The sequence below is a fragment of the Amygdalobacter indicium genome, assembly GCF_029101545.1.
Classification (GTDB): Bacteria; Bacillota; Clostridia; order Saccharofermentanales; family Fastidiosipilaceae; genus Amygdalobacter; species Amygdalobacter indicium.
In genome coordinates this window covers 1194760-1216781 of the sequence record NZ_CP118866.1, presented here as the reverse complement: position 1 = coordinate 1216781, position 22022 = coordinate 1194760, and the positions used below count along the sequence as shown (strand labels likewise).

The window sequence follows — 22022 nt, the reverse complement described above, 5'->3', positions numbered from 1 at the left end:
TTATACCACATTATGCCGAATTTGGGGGAGTTTAATAAAAATCGCGCAAATAGTCGGAGGAAAAATCCGGAAGTGTGCTGCCTGCGGTAAGTCCCGTTGAAGGTCCTTGAAAGTTAATTGTTTGTGACAGTGCGTCAGTGTTGTGTGAAAGGTGTATAATAAGAAGTAAATAATTCCTCTTTCCCCATTTTGTGTATATGTTGCACATTGAAATGCAAGTATTTTTGCAATAATTCTACATTTTGCACAAATTATTATGCAAAAAATTATTAAAAAGACGAAATTATTCGATAAAAGCCGTTTTTTCTTTGATTTTTCGCAAATTGTGCTAATTTATACATAAAACAGTTTGAGACTGTTGGGATTAGCATTTTAGGAGGCTCTTTATGTTTACCTTTATTGGATCTCTGGTTATTTTGATCCTAGGTTATTTATTCTACGGTAAGTATGTAGAGAGAGTTTTCGGCGCGGATGATTCCCGCAAAACTCCCGCTATCAGAATGCCGGACGGTGTTGACTATGTACCTTTGGGTGCATTTAAGTCATTGTTCATTCAGTTCTTGAATGTCGTCGGTACAGGCCCGATTTTCGGTGCTATCGCCGGTGTTGCATTCGGTCCGATGGCCTTTGTGTGGATCACATTCGGTTGTATTTTCGGCGGTGCAGTTCACGATTATTTCTCCGGCATGCTGTCGGTCAGACAGGATGGCGCTACAGTCGGTGAGATTGTCGGTAAAAACTTGGGTACGGTTGCTAAATATGTTTTGCGTATTTTGTCCTTAGTACTGTTGGTTTTGGTGGCAGTCGTCTTCTGGCGTTCCCCGGCTGAAATTTTGCATACATTATTACGCGGCGCTGTTGATTTGAGAGTTTTGTTGGTCATTATTTTGTTCTATTACCTCTTGGCAACAGTTATGTCCGTCGACAAGATTATTGCAAGATTGTACCCGATTTTCGGTTTGTGCCTGTTCTTTATGGCGGTAGGTATTTCTGTAGTTTTGATTTACGGTAATATCACCGGCAAGTATTACACTCCTGAAATTACGGAAGTTTTCAAACAGCTCAACTATCATAAAACATTGGATATTTTCCCGTTCCTCTGCATCTCCATCGCCTGCGGCGCTATCAGTGGTTTCCATGCTACACAGTCGCCGATTATCGGTCGTTGTATCAAGAAAGAATCCGACGGCGGTCGTGTCTTCTATCTGGCAATGATCGGTGAAGGTATTGTTGCTACTATTTGGGCAGCTGCCGCTATTACCCTCTTCCCGAAAGCCGGTTTGGGTCTGCAAAGCCAGTTACAAGGTTTGGCTGCTGCAGGTACGGCTCCGCAAGTTGTTAATAAAGTAGCGCAGATGACTTTAGGTGGACTTGGATCTGTTCTGGCTGTCTTAGGTGTTGTTGCAGCTCCTATTACTTCAGGTGATACGGCTTTCCGCGGTGCTCGTTTGGTTATTGCCGATATTTTACATATGGATCAGAAGAGTGTGAAGAATCGTTTCATGATTGCTATACCGCTCTTTGTCATCGGTATTATTCTGGCCCAAGTCGACTTCAGTATTATTTGGCGTTATTTCGCTTGGTCTAACCAGACTTTGGCTATGTTCGGTCTGTGGTCGTCTTCAGTTTGGTTGATGAAGCGTCAACGCAGATATTGGATTACTTTGGTTCCGGCTATCTTCATGACTTTGGTTTGTGTCGATTACATTATTTTGGCTCCGGAAGGATTGGGTGCTTTGATGCGTCCTTTAGGACCGGAAGTCGCAAGAATAATCGGTATCGTTATCGCCGCTGTTGTAGCTATCGTGGTAACTGCCGCTTTCTTCAAAGCTCAAGCCAAGTGCAAAGCTGAAGATAAATTCATCAAGGAATAATTGACGAAATTAGGACTTTAATTAACCGCTTCATCTTCGGGTGAGGCGGTTTTTTTATGCTGAAATGTAGGGGAGCTTAAGCATCGGGCTGTACCGTGCTGATATATCTGCGTTGACAACTACAAAAGTATTTGATATTATAGTCGCAAATTAAAAACGGGGGTTTTAGTGTGGCAAATAAAGCGAGTTGTTTAAGGAAAAAAACGATAGATTTACTGAAAAAGCTGAAAGTTAAATATAAGCTGTTTTTTGCAGTTCAGCTTTTATCTTTGCTTGCAGTTAGTGCCGTGAGTATCTTTTTGCCCTATGCCGAAGGACGGATTATTAATAGTATGGTAGACGGCAGCTTCGTCAATTCTGTGCTTAAGTGGGCGGCTGTTATTATCGGGCTTTTCCTTGTTCGGATGGTTCTTTCCTACATTTTAAGTTATTTTGAATATTATCTGCTTCCCTACAAAAGCGCTTCAGCACAAATTAATTTTATTCAGGCTTTGCTGGGAAAGAAGTTGACCTCGCTTGCCGATTTTGAAGGTAGCTATTTGCACAACCGTGTACAGCAGGATATTGAATGTATACTTGATTTTATTTTGCTGAAAATTCCACAGATGATAAATATGGCTTTTTCGCTGCTTGTATTAATTTTCACGATATTCTATATTCAGCCGCAAGTCAGCTTGTTAATATTTTTGATCGTGATTATCTATGTCGTACTGTATAAGTTTTTTAAGAATTCTTTGTATAACATTTTTTATATTTTGAGTGAGGCGCATAATAAGTTTTATAACGACTGTAATTCCGTGTATGAACGCCTTGCAGAAATAAAAGCAAAAGAAAATCGCTCTTTTGAACAGAATCATTTGATATGCTCACAAAATCATTTGTTTTCGCTTGTTTTTAGAAACTTTAAGCTGAAATATTTAGTTTCCGGCGGTCAGATTGTCCTGAATTTTTTCGCCCAGATATTTATTCTTATTGTAGGCGGTATCTATGTTTCAGCCGGTAAGTTAACAATCGGCCTGCTTACGACAATTATGCAGTACTTAAGTTTGTTATGGCAGAATATAGAAGGTATTTTTGCACTGGCAGTCAGTTATCAGGCTTATCTGGCAGCTAAGATGAGAATGCTTGAATTATACGAACTTGCAGATGATGTTGTCGGCTGCGAAAACTGTACGAATATAGATGATTTGGAATTAAAGGATTTTAACATTAAGTCCTTAGGAACGAATAAATTGCTGTTCAGTAAGAATCTTAATCTGCATTTCAAACGGGGACATATTTATGAGCTGCGCGGCAAAAACGGCATAGGCAAATCAACGCTGTTTATGTATCTTTTAGGCTTGTACACGGAACCTGATTCCGGTGAGATTATTTACAATCGGACACGGGCTGAAGAAATTAATTTTAATTTGCTGCGTGCGAAAAAAATTGCCGTATTGCTTCAAAATGAAGCTGTTTATGATATTTCAGTCGGAACATATGCCCAAATTTATCTTTCAGAGGCTGCAGATACCTCTCAGAACGTATTGTGTGAGATCGGACGCCTTTTTACGAAGCTTAATAATACCCCGTGGACTGAGGTTGTTGACAAAAGCTTATTGGAACTGTCCGGCGGTGAAAGACAGCTTTTGCGCATTATAGTGACTTTGCTGAAGCCCGAGGCGGAAATGATTTTGTTGGATGAGCCGTATAATAATTTGGCGGTGAACGTTATGACGCAGTTGAATGATCTGTTGTTAGAGAAAAAACAAAACAAAATTATTGCAGTTATATCACATGCCGCTGAGCTTATACCGGGGGCGGAAGAAATAGTTTTAGAATAAAACGCTGTCGGCACCGACGAGCGGAATTTATCAGATATTCCAATTGGCGCTTCAATTGGCGCTTCATAAAGATTAATAGCAGTACTTGGCGTCGGGCAGTTGGCTTTCGGGCAGGAATGCTTTAGAATGGAAGAAAAACATCCGGGAAGGTTTGACATGACTACAACTTTTACATTCAATCAAAATCAGGGCCTGAGCGTGGAGCTTGTAAATAAGCAACATCTTGAAGTTTGTCAGGAGGGGCGGAAGTTACAAGCTTGTGCCTGCTTTGACGGCAAACTCGGCGAAACTTATTATCAACCGAATTTTAACGGTGCGACGGAGAAATTTGTCGCCGGAACAACGACGCAGGAGCCGTTGACGGTGGATGATTATCGCCTGTTGGCTTTTAAAATTGGTCTTTGTGCCCGTAAGCATCGGCTGCAGGCAATTAAGCTGGAATTGGCGCCGGATAATTTGTGCCTCGGTTTGACGGCTCAGGCAGTCTTCGAAGGCTTTTGGCGGGCAGAACATCAATTTGACGATTATTTGACAAATAAAGAAGAGCAGCTCCCTTTGCAGGTGGATTTAAGCGTGCCGGCGGAAAAGGTGCCGAAGTTGCAGAGCCTTTTGCAAGAAATGCGGGATATTATGAGCGGTATTGAGATGACTCAATATTTGGCCAATCAACCGGCTAATGTTATGTATCCGGAGAAAGTTTGCGAATTTGCTCGGGAAAAACTGGAAAAAGTCGGCGTGAAAGTGGAAGTTTTAAGTCAGGCGGAGTGTGCGGCTTTAGGCATGCAGGCTTTTTTGGCTGTAGCGCAAGGTTCGGATAGAGAAGCGAAATTTTTGCTGATGACTTATGAAGGTAATCCGGCGAGCGAGGAACGCTTAGGTTTAGTGGGTAAGGGTATCTGTTATGATGCCGGCGGTTATTCGATTAAGTCGACTGAAGGTATGTCCACGATGTTTACGGATATGACCGGCGGAGCAACCGTTATCGGCGCCATGTATGCGATAGCCGAACAGAAGTTGCCTGTTAATGTGGTCGGAGCGACAGCGCTTTGTGAAAATATGCTTTCAGGCAGCTCTTATAAACCGGGAGATATTATCGGTTCTTTGGCGGGCAAAACAATTGAAGTGGCCAATACCGACGCGGAAGGCCGGGTTACTTTGGCCGATTCAGTTAATTATGTGACTTCCCGTTGCCATGTTACTAAAGTTATTGATATTGCTACTTTGACCGGGGCCTGTCTGGTGGCTTTGGGCGAAGAATATACGGGCGTTGTGAGCGACAGTGACGATTTTTATGCCGAGCTGGTTAAGGCGGCGCAAAGAGCAGATGAGAAGATTTGGCGTTTGCCCGTTTCTCAACGCTTCAAGGATATGAATAAGAGTAAAAGGGCCGATATTAAGAATGTCGGCGGCAGATTGGGCGGTACGATTACAGCCGGTTTGTTCGTGCGGGAATTTGTAGCCGGAAATATTCCCTGGTTGCATCTGGATATAGCCGGTACGGCTTATTTGTCCCAAGCGGCCGGATATTTGCCTTTGTTTGCTACCGGTACCATGGTTAAGACTTTTTATTTCTTAGCTAAGCAGGAGGCCGGTTCCAATTCCGTTTGCCGTCACTGATTCCGGTACAATTTCAATATAAGTAAAAACCCTTGCTCCTGTTTTTCAGGCGGCAAGGGTTTTATTGTTTCGTTTTTTTGTAACGCTGCAACTTGGCAATTTTAATATTCTAAAGTGCTTTCAAAATCGTCGGCGGCGGAAGCCAAAATCGGAACGTAAATTTTATTGTCTTTAATTTGTGTCCCGTGGACATTGAGTGAATGCCCGATCAGCGATTTGAAAAGCTCAATATCCTCAAGTTTCAGGGTATCGCCCGGCCATAAAAGGGGAATTCCCGGCGGATAGGGGATGAGAGCTTCGGCGACGTGCCGATTACAGGCTTGGTCGATTTCCACCCACTTTGTATCCAAATGCCAAGCTAAATTGAGGCAGGCAGCCGGATGATACGGCTTGGTACTGAAGGAGGGAACTGTTAAACGATGGCGATAGTGACGATCCAGACGCCGCAAATTTTCCGTCCGCAAATCTTCCGGCCAAGAAGTTTGGCGATATTTTGCGCATAACTTGTTGAGAACTTCCAAAGTCCGGGAAAAATCGCTCCAAGTTTGACCGAAGTGAGGAATTAAGACGAAACGGCACAAATCGGCCATTTCCGGATTGATTTTGTTAGCCATCAGGTCTTTTACAATCACAGGTCCGGGGCAAACGTCGGCGCAGTCGATAACGATTCTAAGCGGGTCATGCAAAGGTCTTGTCGTTGATTTCCGATTAGCCGGTAAATCTTTGCTGTCACTGCTGATGCCGATTTCCACCCGCTTCAAGCCGGCAGGTAATTGCGAAATGAATTTATCAACTAACTGCAAAAGTTCGGAAGTGGCACTATAACCGTAAAGATCCATGTAAGAAATAGCGTAATCGAGGCCGACTCCGAGCATTAAAGGTGGACTGGTGGAGGTGAAAGTAGCGGCGATTTTTCTGATTTTGCGACTGTCAAGATCAGGTCGCTTTTCCTGTAACTTTTTGCCGATCAGAATAATGGAGGTAGGGGTAGGTGCAGGTAAAGTCTTGTGTGCCGAACAGACTACAAGGTCCGCTCCCTGTTCAATAGCACCGGCCGGCATGAGCTCTTTACCGAAAGGAAAATGAGCACCGTGAGCACTGTCAACAATCAAAAGAACCTTAGTTTTTTCCAGAACACGGGCAATTTTGGAAATGTCGTAACAATGGCCGTAAAAATCGGGAGTAGTCAGATAAACAGCTTCAACTTCCGGATATTTTTGCAATAAATCGTGTAACTTTTCAGGATTTTCAATAACATCCAAGTTCAGAAACAACAGGCCCAAATCAAGCAGTTCCGCAGCCTGCAGCGCCGATTTATGCACATCCAAAGCGGTTAAAAGCGTTCCCTGCCGTCCGCAGGCACCGCCGATAACGGCTTTAATGGCGACGGAAGATCCCAAAGTGACGAAAATAGCATCCGCTGCCCCGTAACAGGCGGCAGCATTAGCCTCGGCCGCCTGCAAAGCTGCACCCGGATCATTAAGATCCTCGGTTACCGGCAGTTCGGTCAAATCAAAAGCTAAATAGTCACGTTTGAGGAATTCCGGGTAAAGCAGGCCGTTGTTATTACCCGGCAAAGCAAAGGAAATGCGCTCACGGTGTTTACCGTTGCGCAAATGCATTAATAGAGGTGATCGTAGAGCTGCTTTTTCAGCTCTTTGTTCTTGGTTTTCGTCGTTCATAAGTGTTGGACGATCCCCCTTTCAGATAAAATTTTCAGCTAGTTCATTATAGACTTAAATCACGTTTTTGAAAGCGTTGAATGACAAGAAAAGGTCCTTCAATGTGAAATTTTTGTAAATCATATCAAGCTGCCCGCTTAGGTTTAATTGGCAAAAAAATCCGGAGATTCAGACTTTTTTCTTGCTTGCAGAGGGTATATAATCAGATATATTAGGTATTTTGGTGATACGGACAGGCAAAGAGATGAAGGACAAGCAGAATTTTTGGACAAGAAAATTTTGGCAAAGTGCTTTGCAAAGTAATTCGCCGGAACAGCAGCAGATGTCGGACGCCTTCGGTTTATATTTACTCTTGGCGCTTTCAGGCGGTAGTATGGATGCCTATTCCTATTTGTTTCGGGGTAAAGTTTTCGCAAATGCACAAACGGGCAATGTGTTATTGATGGCGGTGCATTTGGCCGGCAGAGAGTGGAAGCTGGCAGGACGTTATGCTACTCCGATTTTGGCTTTTGTTGCCGGTATTATATTGGCCGATTGGATCAGGCACTATGTGAATCGGGAATATCTTGATAATTGGCCGCAAATTCTGGAAGAACTTAATCCCAGCTGGCATTGGCGGCAATGTACCGTCCTTTTGGAAATTATTGCTTTAAGTTTGGCCTGTATAATGCCTTTGAATCTGAATTTTTTGGCAAATATGTTGAGCTCCTTCGCCTGCGGTCTGCAGGTTGAAAGTTTTCGGGCTTTAAGCGGTCGTTCTATCGCGACGACTATGTGTATCGGTAATATGCGCAGCGGCACGTATTATCTTGACCGTTATTGGAAAACCGGTGAGGGTAAATATTTAATTCAGGCAATTGTTTATTATGCGATTATTCTGTTTTTCGCTTTGGGAGCGGTTATTGAAAGTATTCTGATTGCTTATTTCGGAGCGGCGGCATTACTGTTCTCCGTTGTAATTTTGATAATTGTCGCCTTACTGATGTTCCTGTAAAGCGGAAAATTTCCCTAAGCGGGGCTTTTGCAAGCCGGCTGTGAGCTGTACTGTCCGGACAATCGGAAAATGACTTTTGCAAATTGTGCTATAATTGAAAACAACTGAAGTGCGATTGCCCCCGATTCGTTTGATTCGGTTCGAGATAGAATAAAAATTACAGTGAAAGATAATTATGGCTATATTCAAATATAAAACTAAACAAAGGGAAGCGATTCTGAATTATTTGCGGCAAAATCACGAGCCGATGACCGGTATGCAACTGGCGGCTGTTTTAGCTAAAAAAAATTTACAGGCCAGTTTGACTACCTGTTATCGTCATCTGGAGGCCTTATATCATGAAGGACTGGTAGAGAAATATTTTTTGCCCAATGAAAAATCGGCTTATTATCGTTATGTACCGGAACAGGAAAATATTGAAGTACATTTCCATTTGAAATGCACCGCTTGCGGGCGCTTGGAACATATGACATGCGACCGGACTGTTGAAATAACGCAACATATTTTTAACGAACACGGCTTTCAAGTTGATTTTGAAATGACATTCATTTATGGTTTGTGTAAATATTGTCAAAGCAGGCGGACGGAAAAATAATTCGCCTGAGGCTTGAGGTGAACAGCAGTGCGATTATTATTCGGTTATAGAAGGCGGATGCAGGCAGCTTTAAGCTTGCTTCTGTCTCTGACGTTCAGTCTTGTTGCCTGCCGCGGGGGAAGTTTCAGCGGCGGTAAGAATTATTTGGCGCAGCCTGAACCGTCTGAAAGTAAAATTTGCGGCACGGTAAACTTGTTGGCGACAGCTTTTCCGGCCTATGATTTGGCTTACAGTTTGTTGTTCAGCCGCCTTGACGCTGCCGGCAACTTGCAAAAAGGCCAAAATCCGCCTTTACCTCTGTATTTTAACTTACAGCTGCTGGGCAGCGGCGGCGATTTACACAGCTATGAACCGTCTTTGCAAGATGTTAATCAGATGAAGCGTGCCGATTTAATTATAAGTATCGGCCTGAGCGCCGACTATTCCCTGCGTCGCTTAAAAACCGAATTACAAAACGAAGATGCCGGAAAATTTTGGCAATTGACACAGCATGTTGACCTGCTGCCGCTTACCGGAAATGTGAGCGGACAGCCTGCTTCCAAGGATGAAGCGGAGCAGCTTTATGATGAACATGTTTGGCTTTCCTGTAAAAACCAGGTGAAACTGCTGACAGCTTTGAGTCGGCGCCTGCAAAGTCTGGTAGAGGCAAAGTTTCCCGCTTATGCGGAGGACTTTCATAAGTTTATTACCAAACAGCTGCAGGAACGTTTGCAACTTTGGCGGAATCTGGATGCGGATTATCAACGAATTATCGAGCGGGCGCCGTTGAAAACTTTAATTTTTGCTGACCGTTTCCCTTTACGTTATTTTTGTCACGATTATCAGCTTAAGCATTATGCCGCATTCAATAATTGCGCTTTGAGTCAAGATCCGTCGATGAAAACTTTGTTGAATTTACAAAATAAAGTTAAGGAAACAGGCAGCAGGATAATTTTTTATACGGAATATGCCCGGCCGAAATTAGCTGCTGTGGTTGCTGCCGATTCCTACAGTATTACAGCTCGACAGGCGGCAGCATTGCTGCATTCCCAATGCCGCATCGATGCCCGCTTCTGTCCGGAATATAGGGCAATTGACCCAAGTGTGGCGGCAGCGGACTGCCCTTGTAACGGGCCGCAGGAAAAAGCTGAGCCTTCGAGGATAAAAGACGCGGCGACGGACGATCGCCCGATAAACTATATTGCTTTGTGGCGCAGCGGTCATAAAGTGAGCTTAAAGGAATTACAGGCCGGAATTTCAATGTATGATTTGTTACGGGAAAATTTAAGTCTGGTACAGTTGGCCTGCAATCGGCTCTATGATTCAGTGCAGTTGAATTTGCAGCCTGAAGCACGGACTTCCGGCAATGAAGGGGAATAAATATGATTCAACTGGAAAAAGTTGATTTTGCTTATAACAAAGCTGAAAGAGCGATGGAAATACCGATTTTGCAACAAGTAGATTTTACTTTTGCGGAAGGTAAACGTTATTTGCTGAGCGGGCAAAACGGCGTGGGCAAGAGCACTTTGTTGCAACTTCTGGCTCGAAATTTACGCCCGACAGGCGGGAAAATTATTTATCGCCGGCCGCAGCTTGAACAATTGAAATTGGCTGCAGTTACACCGCTGAATACCGTTAATTCGTCCTTAAATTTCACAGTTGAAGAATTTTGTCGAAATATAGTGCAACTGCGCATCCTCCGAGACAGCAGACAGCGAAAATTTTCAAGGATAAAAGACTTATTCGGGCGCAAACGGCAAGAAGTTGAGACGGGCGGAAATTCTGTCGCTTATTTCCGGGAACGCTTGTCCAAGTTGACGGAACGTTTGGATTTAAGTGCCTGTTATCAGCGCCAGTTGAAAGAATTATCCCAGGGACAGTATCAGAAGTTATTGTTAATACGAGCGATATTGGCGGAGGCTGATGTGTACTTATTGGATGAACCGACAGCTTTTATGGACAGAAAGTCGGCGGAGCTTTTGCCGGAAATTTTGCAGGAATTTTTGGCGCCGACCTGTTTATTGCTGCTTGTAAGCCATGAAGATCCGAGCTTATTTGCCGCTTATAACAAAATTAAGCTGCAGAATCGGCAATTGACGGCGGAGGTGTAAAATGACGGAATTCTTGCAAGTTTTACAATATGATTTTGTCCGGCGGGCTTTGCTTACAGGGTCGCTTTTGGTTATTTGCGCTGCTTTACTGGGAAACTTGTTACTCAGTAAAAAAATGGCAATATTGTCTTATACGCTTTCCAACATTGCTTTTTTGGGGACAGCTGTTGCTTATGTGTTTAATTTACCTTCATTTATCTGTAGTTTGCCGCTGGTAGCTCTGAGTTCATTTGTTTTGGTGCAGCAGCCGCAAGCGACGACGAAGAAACAGCCGAAGGATGCAATTCTCGTTTTAACGGCTAATGTCGCTTTAGCTGCCGGGATTTGCCTGATTGCTTATGTCAGCGGTATGAGTTTGGATATTTGCAATTTTATGTTCGGTTCGGTTCTTATTGTTAACGGCGGTGAGATGCTTGCTATCATTTTTATGTGTCTGATTATTTTGTTCACTTTTATTCACCTGCATCCTTATATTTTCGCCTGGCAATTGGACAGCGGCTTTTATCGCCAAACTCGACTTTTACCGCCGACTGTCAATCTTATAGTTACTTTGCTTTTAAGTTTCCTTTTGGCTGCCGGTTTAAAATTGCTGGGGACCCTTTTACTTTCGGCCTTACTGATTTTACCGCCTCTAAGTGCGAATCTGATTACCCGCAGCCTGCGCATGTCTTATTGCCTGAGTGTTTTACTGGCTTTAGGCAGCTTTGCCGGCGGCATGGCAATTTCTTACGCTTTCTCTTTACCTTCAGGCGCGGCAATTGTCACAGTTCAAGCCTTAATTTATCTCCTGCTTCGCGGCAGCCTGAGTTTGCTGCACAGCCGTAAGCGGCGGCATACGGCCTTGCTTGTAATAGTTGCCGGTTTGCTGCTTAATTTAAGTGCCTGTGCCGACAGCGGACGGCAGAACAAGGTGCTGACGGATTATTATGCCGCCGAGAAAAAGGAACAGGGCGCTAAGATGCAGGCGAACGGTGAGGCGCGCGGCAGACGCTTGGGGGCGGACAGTAAAAACGAATTGCGCACGGAACATCTGGCTTCAGGTCAGGCGGCCGACGGCAGTGAATATCTGCCGATTCCGGAAAAACAATTTGTCCTTTTAACCAATGAAATCTATGCCAATTACAAGCAATATACGGACAAAACAATAGCGATGGAAGGTATTTTTGTCATTTTAGAGGATAAAAAAGCCAATAAGCCGCGCTATTTCGTTATCCGTTACGGTCCCGGCTGTTGTGCCTATGACGGCATGCCGGGATTTGAAGTCGTTTTCCCGGCCGACTATGAGGTCGACAAGTTAAAAGAGAACGATTGGTTATATGTCGAAGGCAAACTCAAAGTCAGTCGTGAAAACTCGATTGATTATCTTTATTTGGAATTGAGTAAGATTGAGACGGGCAGACCTTACGGTTTGAGCCGAGTCATACATTAACGATTGCCATTAACTAATCTTGCGTTTCTTCCTCTTCTACCGGTTGCTTCAACCAATCTTTATGCAGGAACTTATTGCAATAGAATTTTGAGTTTTGTGAGAAAGCTTCATTGATGGCCGCCAAACCGACACGCTGTGCCAACGGCGCTTCCGCACTGAACAAGTTGGTGCCAAGTGCCAGACGATTGCCCGGAATTTTGACGCCCAAAGCGGCTAAAGTTGTCGGGAACATATCCATAGTAATGGCCTCTTTTTGCCTTTGAAACTCGTTTTTCTCTGCTGTTGTCAAACGGGGATTGATGATACAGTTATAAACCGAAGGCCTTAAATTCGGTAAATAATGGCGATGATAATCGGGAGCCATGGTGAAATGGTCACCGACGATAATTATTGTCGTGTCTTTATAAAAAGGTTGAGCTTTAATCCAATCGACGAATTCATTAATCATTTTAGAAGCCCCGATTAAAACGTTGGCATACTGATCATCCGGATACTTGGAGGCTGTATAGCCGGCAGTAGGCCAACCTTCCGGCCCGTGCGTATCCATTAATTCCAACTGAAAATTAAAAGGTTGAGAAGATTTTGCCAATTCCGTTAAGCGTTCTTTGGCGAAGGCGAACAGCTTAATATCTTCAATTCCCCAAAATTTCATATAATCCTCCGGAACTTTACCGGTACGCTTAAACCAATTCAAGTCGCAAACTTCATAATCGCCGTGCTGTAAGAACCAGTTTTCCTGTCGGCCGAATTTGGCGGAAGCGCCGGAATAAAAGACATTTTTATAACCTTCTTTGGCCAGAATATCGCCCAAATTGTAAGCGCCCGGCAAAAAAGCTCCCGGCGGCGTGTCGTTCGGTTGACGGAAGGGGACGATATAAGGTAAGCCGCTCATTTGCGCCACCATGGAACCGAGGGTATAAGTTGCCGTTTGCACAGGCGAAAAACCGCCTAAATCTTTATTAACGGAGAAAGAATAGTTATCTTTTGCCAGCCGGGTCAGTTCCGGGATTAAATTTTCCTTCATACAACCGCCGCTCGCCGGATCCTGATAAGAGGATTCCATGGATTCGGACCAGATGTAGATTAAATTTTGTTTCTTTGCCGGAAAAGTCAAAGCTACATTTTTAGTATCGACATAATTATTTTCGATTAACGGATTATCGTAAAAATTGTACCAAAAATGACGGGTTACGTGCGTATAACGTTCAAAATTAGTGAATGCAAGTAGCATAACGATAACAACCAGAACGTGCAGACAAGTCCGAATTTTACGATGCTGCGGCTGTTTATAACGCCGGAAAGCGTAGATTGTCAGCAGCAGGACAATCAGAGCCGGAATGAAAGCGAAAATTGTGTACTTGATGTAATAGGCAGTCGGCGTTCCGGATTGGGCGTTGAAAAATTGGTTGACCAGAGCGTCGGGAGGAACCTGGCCGAAAACATTGTGCATATAAACAGGACAAAATCCGAGGTTAAGAATACCGAAATAAAAAATAACGGCGATAAGTAATAAAAAACTTCGACAAATTTTCTTAATGTTCATGGTCGTTTCCTCTTCGATAAAATTCACCTTATTTTAATGCTTTTTGCGTAAAAAATCGAGAGCCCCGGCGTAACTTTTGTCGTTTTCTGCTGCTGTGTTGACAGTTGCTTTTCGAAGGAAAATGTGGAAATGTGGATAATTTCCGTGCATAAGTAGGCTTATTGCCCGCTTTTTAGGAGAAATTCCATGTAGAAAAAAGTAACAATTTGTGGATAACTGTTTGTCGACGGACGTTGATACAGACTTCACAATTATTTAACGCCAACGGAAAAACGGGAAGTTATTATAGAATCAGAGTGAGCAGGAAGGGGTGAGAAAGATGTTAAAAGGAGCCTTGGTTCTGGCTGCCGGTACAAGTTCGAGAATGGATTCGCGGATCAGCAAACTGTTACAACCGGTAGCGGGTAAACCGATGATTTTATGGGTTAAAGAAGCTTTGACCAAAGCAGGAGCACAGGATCAGGTCTATGTCGTCGGTTATCAACAGGCTGAAATTCGGAAAACCGTCGGCGAAAATATGATTTATATGTTGCAAAATCGGCCTTTAGGTACGGGACATGCGACGGCTAAAGCCGCCAGTTTCCTGGAAGGGGTCAAGGGAGAAGTGCTTGTCTGTCCGGCTGATATACCTTTGATTCGGCCGCAGACTTTGATTAATTTGGTTAATAATTTTTCCGATTGTGCCTGCGCTTTTATTTCCGCCGAAATTCCCAAGGCGGCCAACTTGACTTATGAAGAAGTTATTCGTTCCGCCGATCACAGGATTATCGGCCTGAAAGCGGCGCCTACCTGTAATTTGATCAGCGATTTTTTCGATGCCGCCTCCGGTCCTTTGACCAGAAGTCGTTATCTGACACCGCAAAAATTAAAAGAGACCGTCGAAGTTTCCAGCGGTATTTATTGTTTCGATACCAGCCTACTCCTGTCGGCCTTAGGTAAAATAGGGGCAAGGATGGGCAACGATAAGACTTATGAATTGAGCGATATTATTCGTCTGCTGCTTGCCGACGGCCATCAGGTAAAAGCTATTCCCGCCAATTCCTTGGAAGTTTTGGGTGTTAAGACCAGGCCGGAACTTGATGATGCGGCGTATTTGATGAATCAAAGAATTTGCGCTTATCATATGAACCGGGGCGTAACTATTATCGACCCCGACAGCTGTATTATCGACTATAATGTCAGTATCGGTTCGGATTCCGTAATCGGACCGCAAGTGGTGCTGACCCAAGGTACGCAAATAAGCAATAATTGTCGAATCGGAGCTTTCAGTTCGTTGCAATCGGCTTTTATCGGGGAAAATACGAAAATAGAGAGAGCCGTTTTGCAGGAGTGTAAGTTGGGGCAGGATAATTTAATTGAACCGTTTACGGAAATCCGCCAGTCGGTTCTGGGTGATAATTGCCGGGTTGAAAGTTTTACTTTGCTGAAAAATTCGCAGTTGGCCGATAATGTTATCGTTCATGATCATTCTTCGCTGGCTTTTGTGCAGGCGGAAAAATTGCAGGAATTTAAAAGCGGGACGATAATTAAAGATTATCGCAGCCAAAAGTTACAGGAGCGACAGGAATTAGAGAATAGGAAATATAAATGGTAGATAGATTAATTGTCGGTTTAGGTAATATCGGTCGGGAATATGAAGATACGTGGCATAATTTAGGCTTTTATATGCTCGATGCCGTAGCTGCGCAGGCGGGGGTAAGCTTAAGTCAGATCAAATTTCAGGCCTTTTTTGCACATTATAAGCAGGACGGCAGAACCGTATATCTTATGAAGCCGACAACTTATATGAATAATTCGGGTGTGGCCGTGCAGGAAGCCTGCGCCTATTTCAAATTGAAACCGGAGCAGCTTTTGGTAATTTATGATGACTTCGAATTACCGTTCGGCGATTTGCGCTATCGTGATAAAGGCGGAGCGGGAACGCATAACGGGATGAAATCGATTGTACGGGCACTCAAAAGTGAGAATTTCCCGCGCTTGAGAGTCGGAGCCGGTCCGATTCCGGACTATATGAGTATTGTTGATTTTGTTTTAAGCAAAATTCCGCCGGCTAAGCGGCAGCAATTACCGGAACTGGCCGAACGCATTAAAACTTTTATCGCCAAGGCGGATAGCGGCAATGCTGCCAAAGCTGTCGGTGATTTGCATGCGCATAATTTGACCACTTTGAAGAAATTGGCGCAAAGAGAGGCTTATTCGGCCAAAAGGGAGTTAAAGTAATGATGTCACAGCTGCTTGAGCAGGCCCTGAATGATCCGGCATTTGTCAAATTAAGCACAGGTTTAGCAGCCCCTGAGGCATTATTCAATGTTTACGGGACTTTTGATGCACAAAAATGTTATTTGACGGCGGCCTTAGCCGTAAAAAGCAAGCAAGCGCTGTTGGTGGTGTTGGAAAATGATTATGCGCTGCAGGAATGGCAGGCGGCATTAACTACTTATTTACCGGATAGTGTTTATTGTCTGCATCATCGGGAACCGGATTATATGCCGGCTGAAAGTGCCGATTCGGCGGAAACTCAAAGACAGGCAGCGGAGCTGGATAATATTATGCAGGCTTTGAAAGCAGAGCGGACTTGCATAATTTTAACTGAAATCAGAACCTTTTTCGATCACTTCTTGCCGCCTGACGTTTATTGCAATATGGCGTTGCATTTACAAGCGGGCGCCGAGTTTAATCTTATGCACTTGCAGCAAAAGTTGCAGGCCTTGGGTTATCAGCGGCGGGAACGGGCCGTGGTGGCAGGAGAGTTTGCTTGTCACGGTGATATTATCGACCTGGTTACGCCGAAAACGGCAGCAGCCGGTCAGGGCCTGCGCCTTTCTTTCTTCGATATCGAGCTGGATCAAATTAAACTTTTCGATTTGGCAAGCGCCCGGGCGGTACAACAGTTGAATTCCAGTATGATTAATCCCGTGCGTTCCTTTGCTTTGAATGAGGCCGATTGGGATAAATTAACCGAGTTGGCGCAGGATAAAGCGGCAAGTTTCGAGCGTAAATTAAAAATTAAGCAGGCAAGCGGCCGGGGAACTGAGGCGGAACGGCAATTTTTGTCGGAACAGATAGCTTTAATGCAAACGGCAGCGGATAAGTGCCGGAATCACTGCTATTTTGCCGGCATAGAGGCCTATTTGCCTTTATTGTATCCGGAGAAGAACGACCTTTTCGCTTATCTGGAACAATGGGGCTGCTGCTTGGTTATGGATGAATTTAATTTACTGAAAAAGGCGGCGGAGGCCTACGCCAAACAAAGTCTGCTCGATTGGCAAAGCTTTGAGCAGGAAGGTAAATGTCCCTCCTGGTGGGCCGAAACTTTACCGACGGCGGAAAATGTCGTTGCCAATTTACAAAAACAAAGAAAAATAGTGACTTTAGCAGTTTTCGCTACGGCAGCTAATATCCTGAAAAACGGTATTGAGCCGGTAAATATTACAATCGGCGGCCGTGAAGCTGAAAGTCTGAAAGTCGGAGAGAAAAATCGCAGCCTTGTAGATAAAATTGCCGACCTTGACGGTTATCGGCAAAAGGCTTATCAATTTTACGCTTTTGCGCCGACCGAGAAACAGGCGCAGGCTGCGGCAACTTACCTGCAAGAGGAAAACGACAGGATTTTATGGCAGGTGAAAGTCGGGAATTTGCGGCAGGGATTTAATTATCCGGCGGCAAAATTGATGGTTTTCGGCAATAACGAGTTGAGTACCAAGCGTTTCCGGACAAATACCGTTAGACGGAAAAATGATGACAAGCGGCGAATTATAGACTTTTTCAATGATTTGCACAGCGGCGATTATGTGGTTCATGATATTCACGGTATCGGTATTTATCGCGGCATTAAAACTGTCGTCAATGACGGCGTCAAAGGCGATTATCTGTATTTGGAATATGCCGATTCCGCCGCCCTGTATCTACCTATGTCGGCAATTAACCAACTGCAAAAATACATCGGTTCTCAGGATAAAGCGCCCAAGCTGTCCCGCTTCGGCGGCAGCGACTGGGAAAAACTGAAAGAACGTTCCCGCCGTCAGATTCGTAAATTAGCTACCGACTTGTTGAATTTATATGCCGAACGTTTGCAGATTAAAGGCTTCGCTTTCCCGAAAAACAGTCGGATGGAAGCGGAATTTGCCGCCGGTTTTCCCTATATTGAAACCGATGATCAACTGCAGGCGATGCAGGAAGTGGAAAACGATATGTGTAAAGCGCAGGTTATGGATAGAATTATTTGCGGCGATGTCGGCTTCGGCAAAACCGAAGTTGCTTTTCGTGCCTGCTTCAAAGCAATATTGGCCGGCAAACAGGTAGCTTTTATCGCTCCCACTACGGTTTTAGTTGAACAGCATTATGATAATTTTTGCAAACGGGTTGCAGAATTCGGGATAGAAGTCGGCCTGCTCAGCCGTTTCAGCCCGCCTTTAATGCAGAAAAAGGTTTTAAGTCACTTGCAAACGGGAGAATGTCAAATTGTTTTCGGTACGCACAGATTGTTGAGTAAGGATGTGAAATTTCAGAATCTCGGTTTGTTGGTAGTTGATGAAGAGCAGCGCTTCGGCGTTGACCACAAAGAGCAGCTGAAAGCGGCCTATCCGACCGTAGATGTTTTGACTTTGTCGGCTACGCCTATTCCCAGAACCTTACATATGGCCCTTTCCGGTATCAGAAACATTTCGCTTTTACAGGAAGCGCCGGAAAATCGTAAAGCTGTCAGAACTTATGTGTTGGAATATGACGAAGACTTGTTGAAAGCTGCAATTTTACGCGAAAAAATGCGCGGCGGCCAGGTTTTTTTCCTACATAATAATACGCATACTATCTATAAATTACAGGAGCATCTGCAGCAGATTATGCCGCAGGTAACTTTCAATGTCGCGCACGGGAAAATGCCGGAGGGGCAACTGGAGGAGGTAATCTTCGATTTCATCAATCATGCCTTTGACGTATTATTGTGTACAACAATCATCGAATCCGGGATTGATATGCCCAACGTTAATACTTTGATAGTTACAGATGCCGATCGTCTGGGACTGGCGCAATTATACCAGATAAAGGGACGAGTAGGCCGCTCGACCAAACAGGCATATGCTTATATAACTTATAGACCGGAACGGATTTTAACGGCAGATGCGGCCAAGCGGATCAAGGCAATCAGCGAATTTACGGAACTGGGTTCCGGCATGAAAATAGCTTTACAGGATTTGGAAGTCAGAGGCGCGGGTAATCTCATAGGTGCGGAGCAGCACGGACAAATTGCCGCTGTCGGCTATGATATGTATTGCCGGATGCTGGAAGAAGAAATTCAGACCGTAAAAGCTGAAAAAAGCGAAAAAACTGAAGTGCCGTTGAAAATCACCCGGCAGCAGGCGGAGCCGGAAGATCAGGCTTATTTGAACAGCTTGAATTGTCAAGTTAACCTGAAAGTCAGCGCTTATATTGAACGGGAGCTGGTGCCGGTTGACAGTGAACGCCTGGATTTGTATCGCCGTATCGGCAGAATAAATTCGTTTGCGGAATATCTTGACTTGACAGATGAAATCCTGGACCGCTTCGGTGATGTCAGCCCTAATGTCCGGAATTTACTGGATATTGCTTTTGTGCGCAGCAGCCTGAATTCTTTGCATGTTAAAGCGGTGGAGAGTCAATTTAATAAAATCGATTTAATCTTGTCTACAGACAGCGCCCTGAATATGCAAAAAATAAGTCTACTGATGCAGGATAAAACTTTACAACGGCAACTGCACTTTGTTGCAGCCAATCAGCCTTTTATAGAAATCAGCGGTTTGCACGGCGTCAGTGAACAGAATCGTCTGATTCTCCTGCGTAATTTATTGCGGCGCATGCAGGAAAATTAAACTTCCGCCGCCGCTTGTCGGCAACCTTATTTTCAGTTATATTCAAGGTGCACATTCTACAGGTCACATAAAATTTTGCTGTTAAGGGAGACGGAAAAATGGCTAAACCTGCATTTGACAATCAGAAATATTTGGAACTGCAATCAACTTATATTAAAGAACGTATTGCCGCATTCGATAACAAGTTGTATCTTGAATTCGGCGGTAAATTGTTCGACGATGAACATGCTGCCAGGGTTTTGCCCGGATTTAAGCCCGACAGTAAACTTAAGATGTTGCTGAAACTGAAGGAGCAGGCAGAAATAATCATTGCGATTAATGCGGCCGACATAGCCAAAAATAAACTGCGCGGCGATTTGGGCATTACATACGATGTGGAAGTTTTGCGCCTGATTGATGCTTTCCGATCTGTCGGTTTATATGTAGGTTCAGTTGTAATTACTCAATATGAAAATCAGAGCGCCGCTTTGAAATTTCGCACGCTTTTGCAAAAGCAGGGAATTAAATCTTATGTGCATTATAAAATTGCCGGTTACCCGAATGATGTGCAAAAAATCGTCAGCGACGCCGGTTATGGCAAAAATGAGTATATCGTCACGCAAAGACCTTTGGTGATTGTCACAGCTCCCGGCCCCGGTTCAGGCAAAATGGCCACCTGCTTATCTCAACTTTATCAGGAATTTCAGCAGGGTGTAAAAGCCGGGTATGCCAAGTTTGAAACCTTTCCCGTCTGGAATTTACCTTTGAAACATCCGGTTAATTTGGCTTACGAGGCGGCGACAGTCGATCTTAACGATGTAAATATGATTGATCCTTTGCATCTGGAAGCTTATGGCAAAACTGCCGTCAACTATAATCGTGATGTTGAGATTTTTCCGGTTCTGAAAGCCATAATGGAGCGAATTTCCGGCAATTGTCCTTATAAATCGCCGACAGATATGGGCGTTAATCAGGCAGGTTTTTGCATCAATGATGATGAGTTGTGCCGTAAAGCCGGTCGGGATGAAATAATTCGGCGTTATTATCAAACGGCGGAAGCAGTAATGCGCGGCAATTTGGCGCCGGAATCTCTGGCTAAAATCAAGTTGCTGTTATCACAAGCCGGCACTTCTGCAGCGGACAGAAAAGTTGTTCAGGCTGCATTAGATAAAGCCGAGACAGCCAAAACCAATGCTATGGCTATAGAACTGGCCGATGGGACGATAGTTTGCGGGCGGCGGACAAGTTTATTGGATGCGCCGGCAGCCTGTCTGTTGAATGCCTTGAAAGTCTTAGGTAATATTGCGGACGAGATTCCTTTAATTTCGCCGGAGGTTATTGAACCGGTGGCCGAATTGAAAACCGGTTGTCTGGGCAATAATAACCCGATGCTGCATGTTGATGAAGTTTTATTGGCTCTGGCAATTTCCGCCGCTTCCAATCAAGTCAGCCGCCGGGCCTTACAATTATTGCCGCAATTGCGGAATACGGAAGCTCATTCAACGGTTATTCCGGGGGCGATGGACAGAAATATTTTACATAAGCTGGGAATTAATGTGACAAACGAAGCGCAATTTCGCACGAAAAAATTGTATCATTAATAAGAATGTCGCCGACTGCCTAATGCCGCCGGACGGAATGGGTAGATGCAGGCAGCAAAATAAGTGATAAAATCAAGTTCAGCAAGAGGTAGCAGAAAAATGGCACGGGCAGATGATTTATTTATCAAAACATGTAAAACAATATTGGAAGACGGATATATGGATACAAGTGCTAAGGTTCGTCCCAAGTGGGCGGATGACGGCAGCAGCGCTTATACGAAAAAAGTTTTCGGTGTAGTCAATCGCTACGATTTAAGTCAGGAATTTCCGGCTTTAACATTAAGACCGGTACCTTTCAAAAATTGTGTGGACGAATTGCTCTGGATATGGCAACGCCGTTCCAATAATGTGCATGATTTACATTCTCATATTTGGGATGCCTGGGCCGACAGTGACGGCAGCATAGGCAAGGCTTACGGTTATCAATTGGCCCAAAAATATGAATTCCCCGAAGGCTTGATGAATCAGGTTGATAAAGTTCGCTATGATTTGCGTCATAACCCGCAATCTCGTCGCATAATGACCAATATTTATAATTTTGCCGATTTGCATGCGATGAACTTATATCCCTGCGCCTACTCCATGACTTTTAATGTTGTTGACCATAAGTTGTGCGGTATTTTAAACCAACGCTCCAACGATATTCTGGTTGCGAACAATTGGAATGTCGTGCAATACGCCGTTTTGTTACATATGCTGGCAATCGATGCGGGCTTGGAAGTAGGAGAATTGGTGCATGTTATTGCCGATGCGCATATTTACGATCGGCATATTCCTTTGGTTGAAGAATTAATTAAACGTCCGACATTCAAGGCACCGAAATTGGAAATTGATCCGGCCGTGAAGAACTTTGACGATTTCAGCGTTGACAGCTTCAAGTTGAGCGACTATGAACACAATCCGCAAATTAAAGGTATTCCGGTAGCTGTTTGAGTTCGGCAAAGCTTGG

The 22022-nt window shown here is 44.3% G+C and carries 15 protein-coding genes; 13 read left to right on the top strand and 2 right to left on the bottom strand.

Annotated features, from left to right (window positions below; translation table 11 throughout):
* The first annotated feature begins 386 nt into the window (after nucleotides 1-386).
* From PYS60_RS05120 to PYS60_RS05110, 3 genes are all read left to right on the top strand, one after another.
* Nucleotides 387-1874 (top strand): carbon starvation CstA family protein, encoded by a 1488-nt coding sequence (locus PYS60_RS05120; RefSeq protein ID WP_315568199.1) that lies wholly within the window; start codon nucleotides 387-389, stop codon nucleotides 1872-1874.
* A 170-nt stretch (nucleotides 1875-2044) separates the two neighbouring features.
* Entirely contained in the window at nucleotides 2045-3697 is a 1653-nt protein-coding gene (locus PYS60_RS05115; RefSeq protein WP_315568198.1) for an ATP-binding cassette domain-containing protein, read from the top strand.
* Between the two features lie 156 nt (nucleotides 3698-3853).
* The gene (locus tag PYS60_RS05110; RefSeq protein ID WP_315568196.1) at nucleotides 3854-5314 is read left to right on the top strand and encodes a leucyl aminopeptidase; all 1461 of its coding nucleotides are present in this window, start codon (nucleotides 3854-3856) and stop codon (nucleotides 5312-5314) included.
* Nucleotides 5315-5415: 101 nt separating this feature from the next.
* Here PYS60_RS05110 and PYS60_RS05105 read toward each other — a convergent pair whose 3' ends face one another.
* A complete protein-coding gene (locus PYS60_RS05105; protein WP_315568194.1) occupies nucleotides 5416-6996 on the bottom strand; it encodes an aminotransferase class V-fold PLP-dependent enzyme in 1581 nt (526 codons plus the stop codon).
* A 244-nt stretch (nucleotides 6997-7240) separates the two neighbouring features.
* Between PYS60_RS05105 and PYS60_RS05100 the strand changes: the two genes are divergently transcribed.
* The 5 genes from PYS60_RS05100 (at nucleotide 7241) to PYS60_RS05080 (ending at nucleotide 12104) form a co-directional block, all read left to right on the top strand.
* Nucleotides 7241-7990 carry a YoaK family protein gene (locus tag PYS60_RS05100; RefSeq protein ID WP_315568193.1) on the top strand — a complete coding sequence of 250 codons (750 nt, stop codon included), beginning with the start codon at nucleotides 7241-7243 and terminating at the stop codon, nucleotides 7988-7990.
* Nucleotides 7991-8165: 175 nt separating this feature from the next.
* Nucleotides 8166-8585, top strand: a complete 420-nt coding sequence (locus PYS60_RS05095; protein WP_315568190.1) for a Fur family transcriptional regulator — start codon at nucleotides 8166-8168, stop codon at nucleotides 8583-8585.
* A gap of 27 nt (nucleotides 8586-8612) precedes the next feature.
* Complete coding sequence (locus PYS60_RS05090; RefSeq protein WP_315568189.1) at nucleotides 8613-9944, top strand: metal ABC transporter substrate-binding protein; 1332 nt, start codon at nucleotides 8613-8615, stop codon at nucleotides 9942-9944.
* 2 nt (nucleotides 9945-9946) lie between these two features.
* Nucleotides 9947-10675, top strand: a complete 729-nt coding sequence (locus PYS60_RS05085; RefSeq protein WP_315568187.1) for an ATP-binding cassette domain-containing protein — start codon at nucleotides 9947-9949, stop codon at nucleotides 10673-10675.
* A 1-nt stretch (nucleotide 10676) separates the two neighbouring features.
* Complete coding sequence (locus PYS60_RS05080) at nucleotides 10677-12104, top strand: metal ABC transporter permease (RefSeq protein ID WP_315568185.1); 1428 nt, start codon at nucleotides 10677-10679, stop codon at nucleotides 12102-12104.
* Nucleotides 12105-12117: 13 nt separating this feature from the next.
* Here PYS60_RS05080 and PYS60_RS05075 read toward each other — a convergent pair whose 3' ends face one another.
* Nucleotides 12118-13647: an LTA synthase family protein gene (locus PYS60_RS05075; RefSeq protein WP_315568183.1), complete on the bottom strand. Its 1530-nt coding sequence runs from the start codon at nucleotides 13645-13647 to the stop codon at nucleotides 12118-12120.
* 319 nt (nucleotides 13648-13966) lie between these two features.
* Here PYS60_RS05075 and PYS60_RS05070 point away from each other — a divergent pair, with 319 nt between their 5' ends.
* The 5 genes from PYS60_RS05070 (at nucleotide 13967) to thyA (ending at nucleotide 22006) form a co-directional block, all read left to right on the top strand.
* A complete protein-coding gene (locus PYS60_RS05070; RefSeq protein WP_315570850.1) occupies nucleotides 13967-15241 on the top strand; it encodes an NTP transferase domain-containing protein in 1275 nt (424 codons plus the stop codon).
* Entirely contained in the window at nucleotides 15235-15867 is a 633-nt protein-coding gene (gene pth, locus PYS60_RS05065; RefSeq protein WP_315568181.1) for an aminoacyl-tRNA hydrolase, read from the top strand. The genes PYS60_RS05070 and pth overlap by 7 nt, the downstream gene beginning before the upstream one ends.
* Nucleotides 15867-19493, top strand: a complete 3627-nt coding sequence (gene mfd, locus PYS60_RS05060; protein ID WP_315568180.1) for a transcription-repair coupling factor — start codon at nucleotides 15867-15869, stop codon at nucleotides 19491-19493. Before pth ends, mfd begins: the two co-directional genes overlap by 1 nt.
* Before the next feature lie 98 nt (nucleotides 19494-19591).
* On the top strand, nucleotides 19592-21073 hold the full coding sequence (locus PYS60_RS05055; RefSeq protein WP_315568179.1) for a DUF1846 domain-containing protein: 1482 nt from the start codon (nucleotides 19592-19594) through the stop codon (nucleotides 21071-21073).
* 99 nt (nucleotides 21074-21172) lie between these two features.
* Nucleotides 21173-22006, top strand: a complete 834-nt coding sequence (gene thyA / locus PYS60_RS05050; protein WP_315568178.1) for a thymidylate synthase — start codon at nucleotides 21173-21175, stop codon at nucleotides 22004-22006.
* Nucleotides 22007-22022 lie beyond the last annotated feature (16 nt).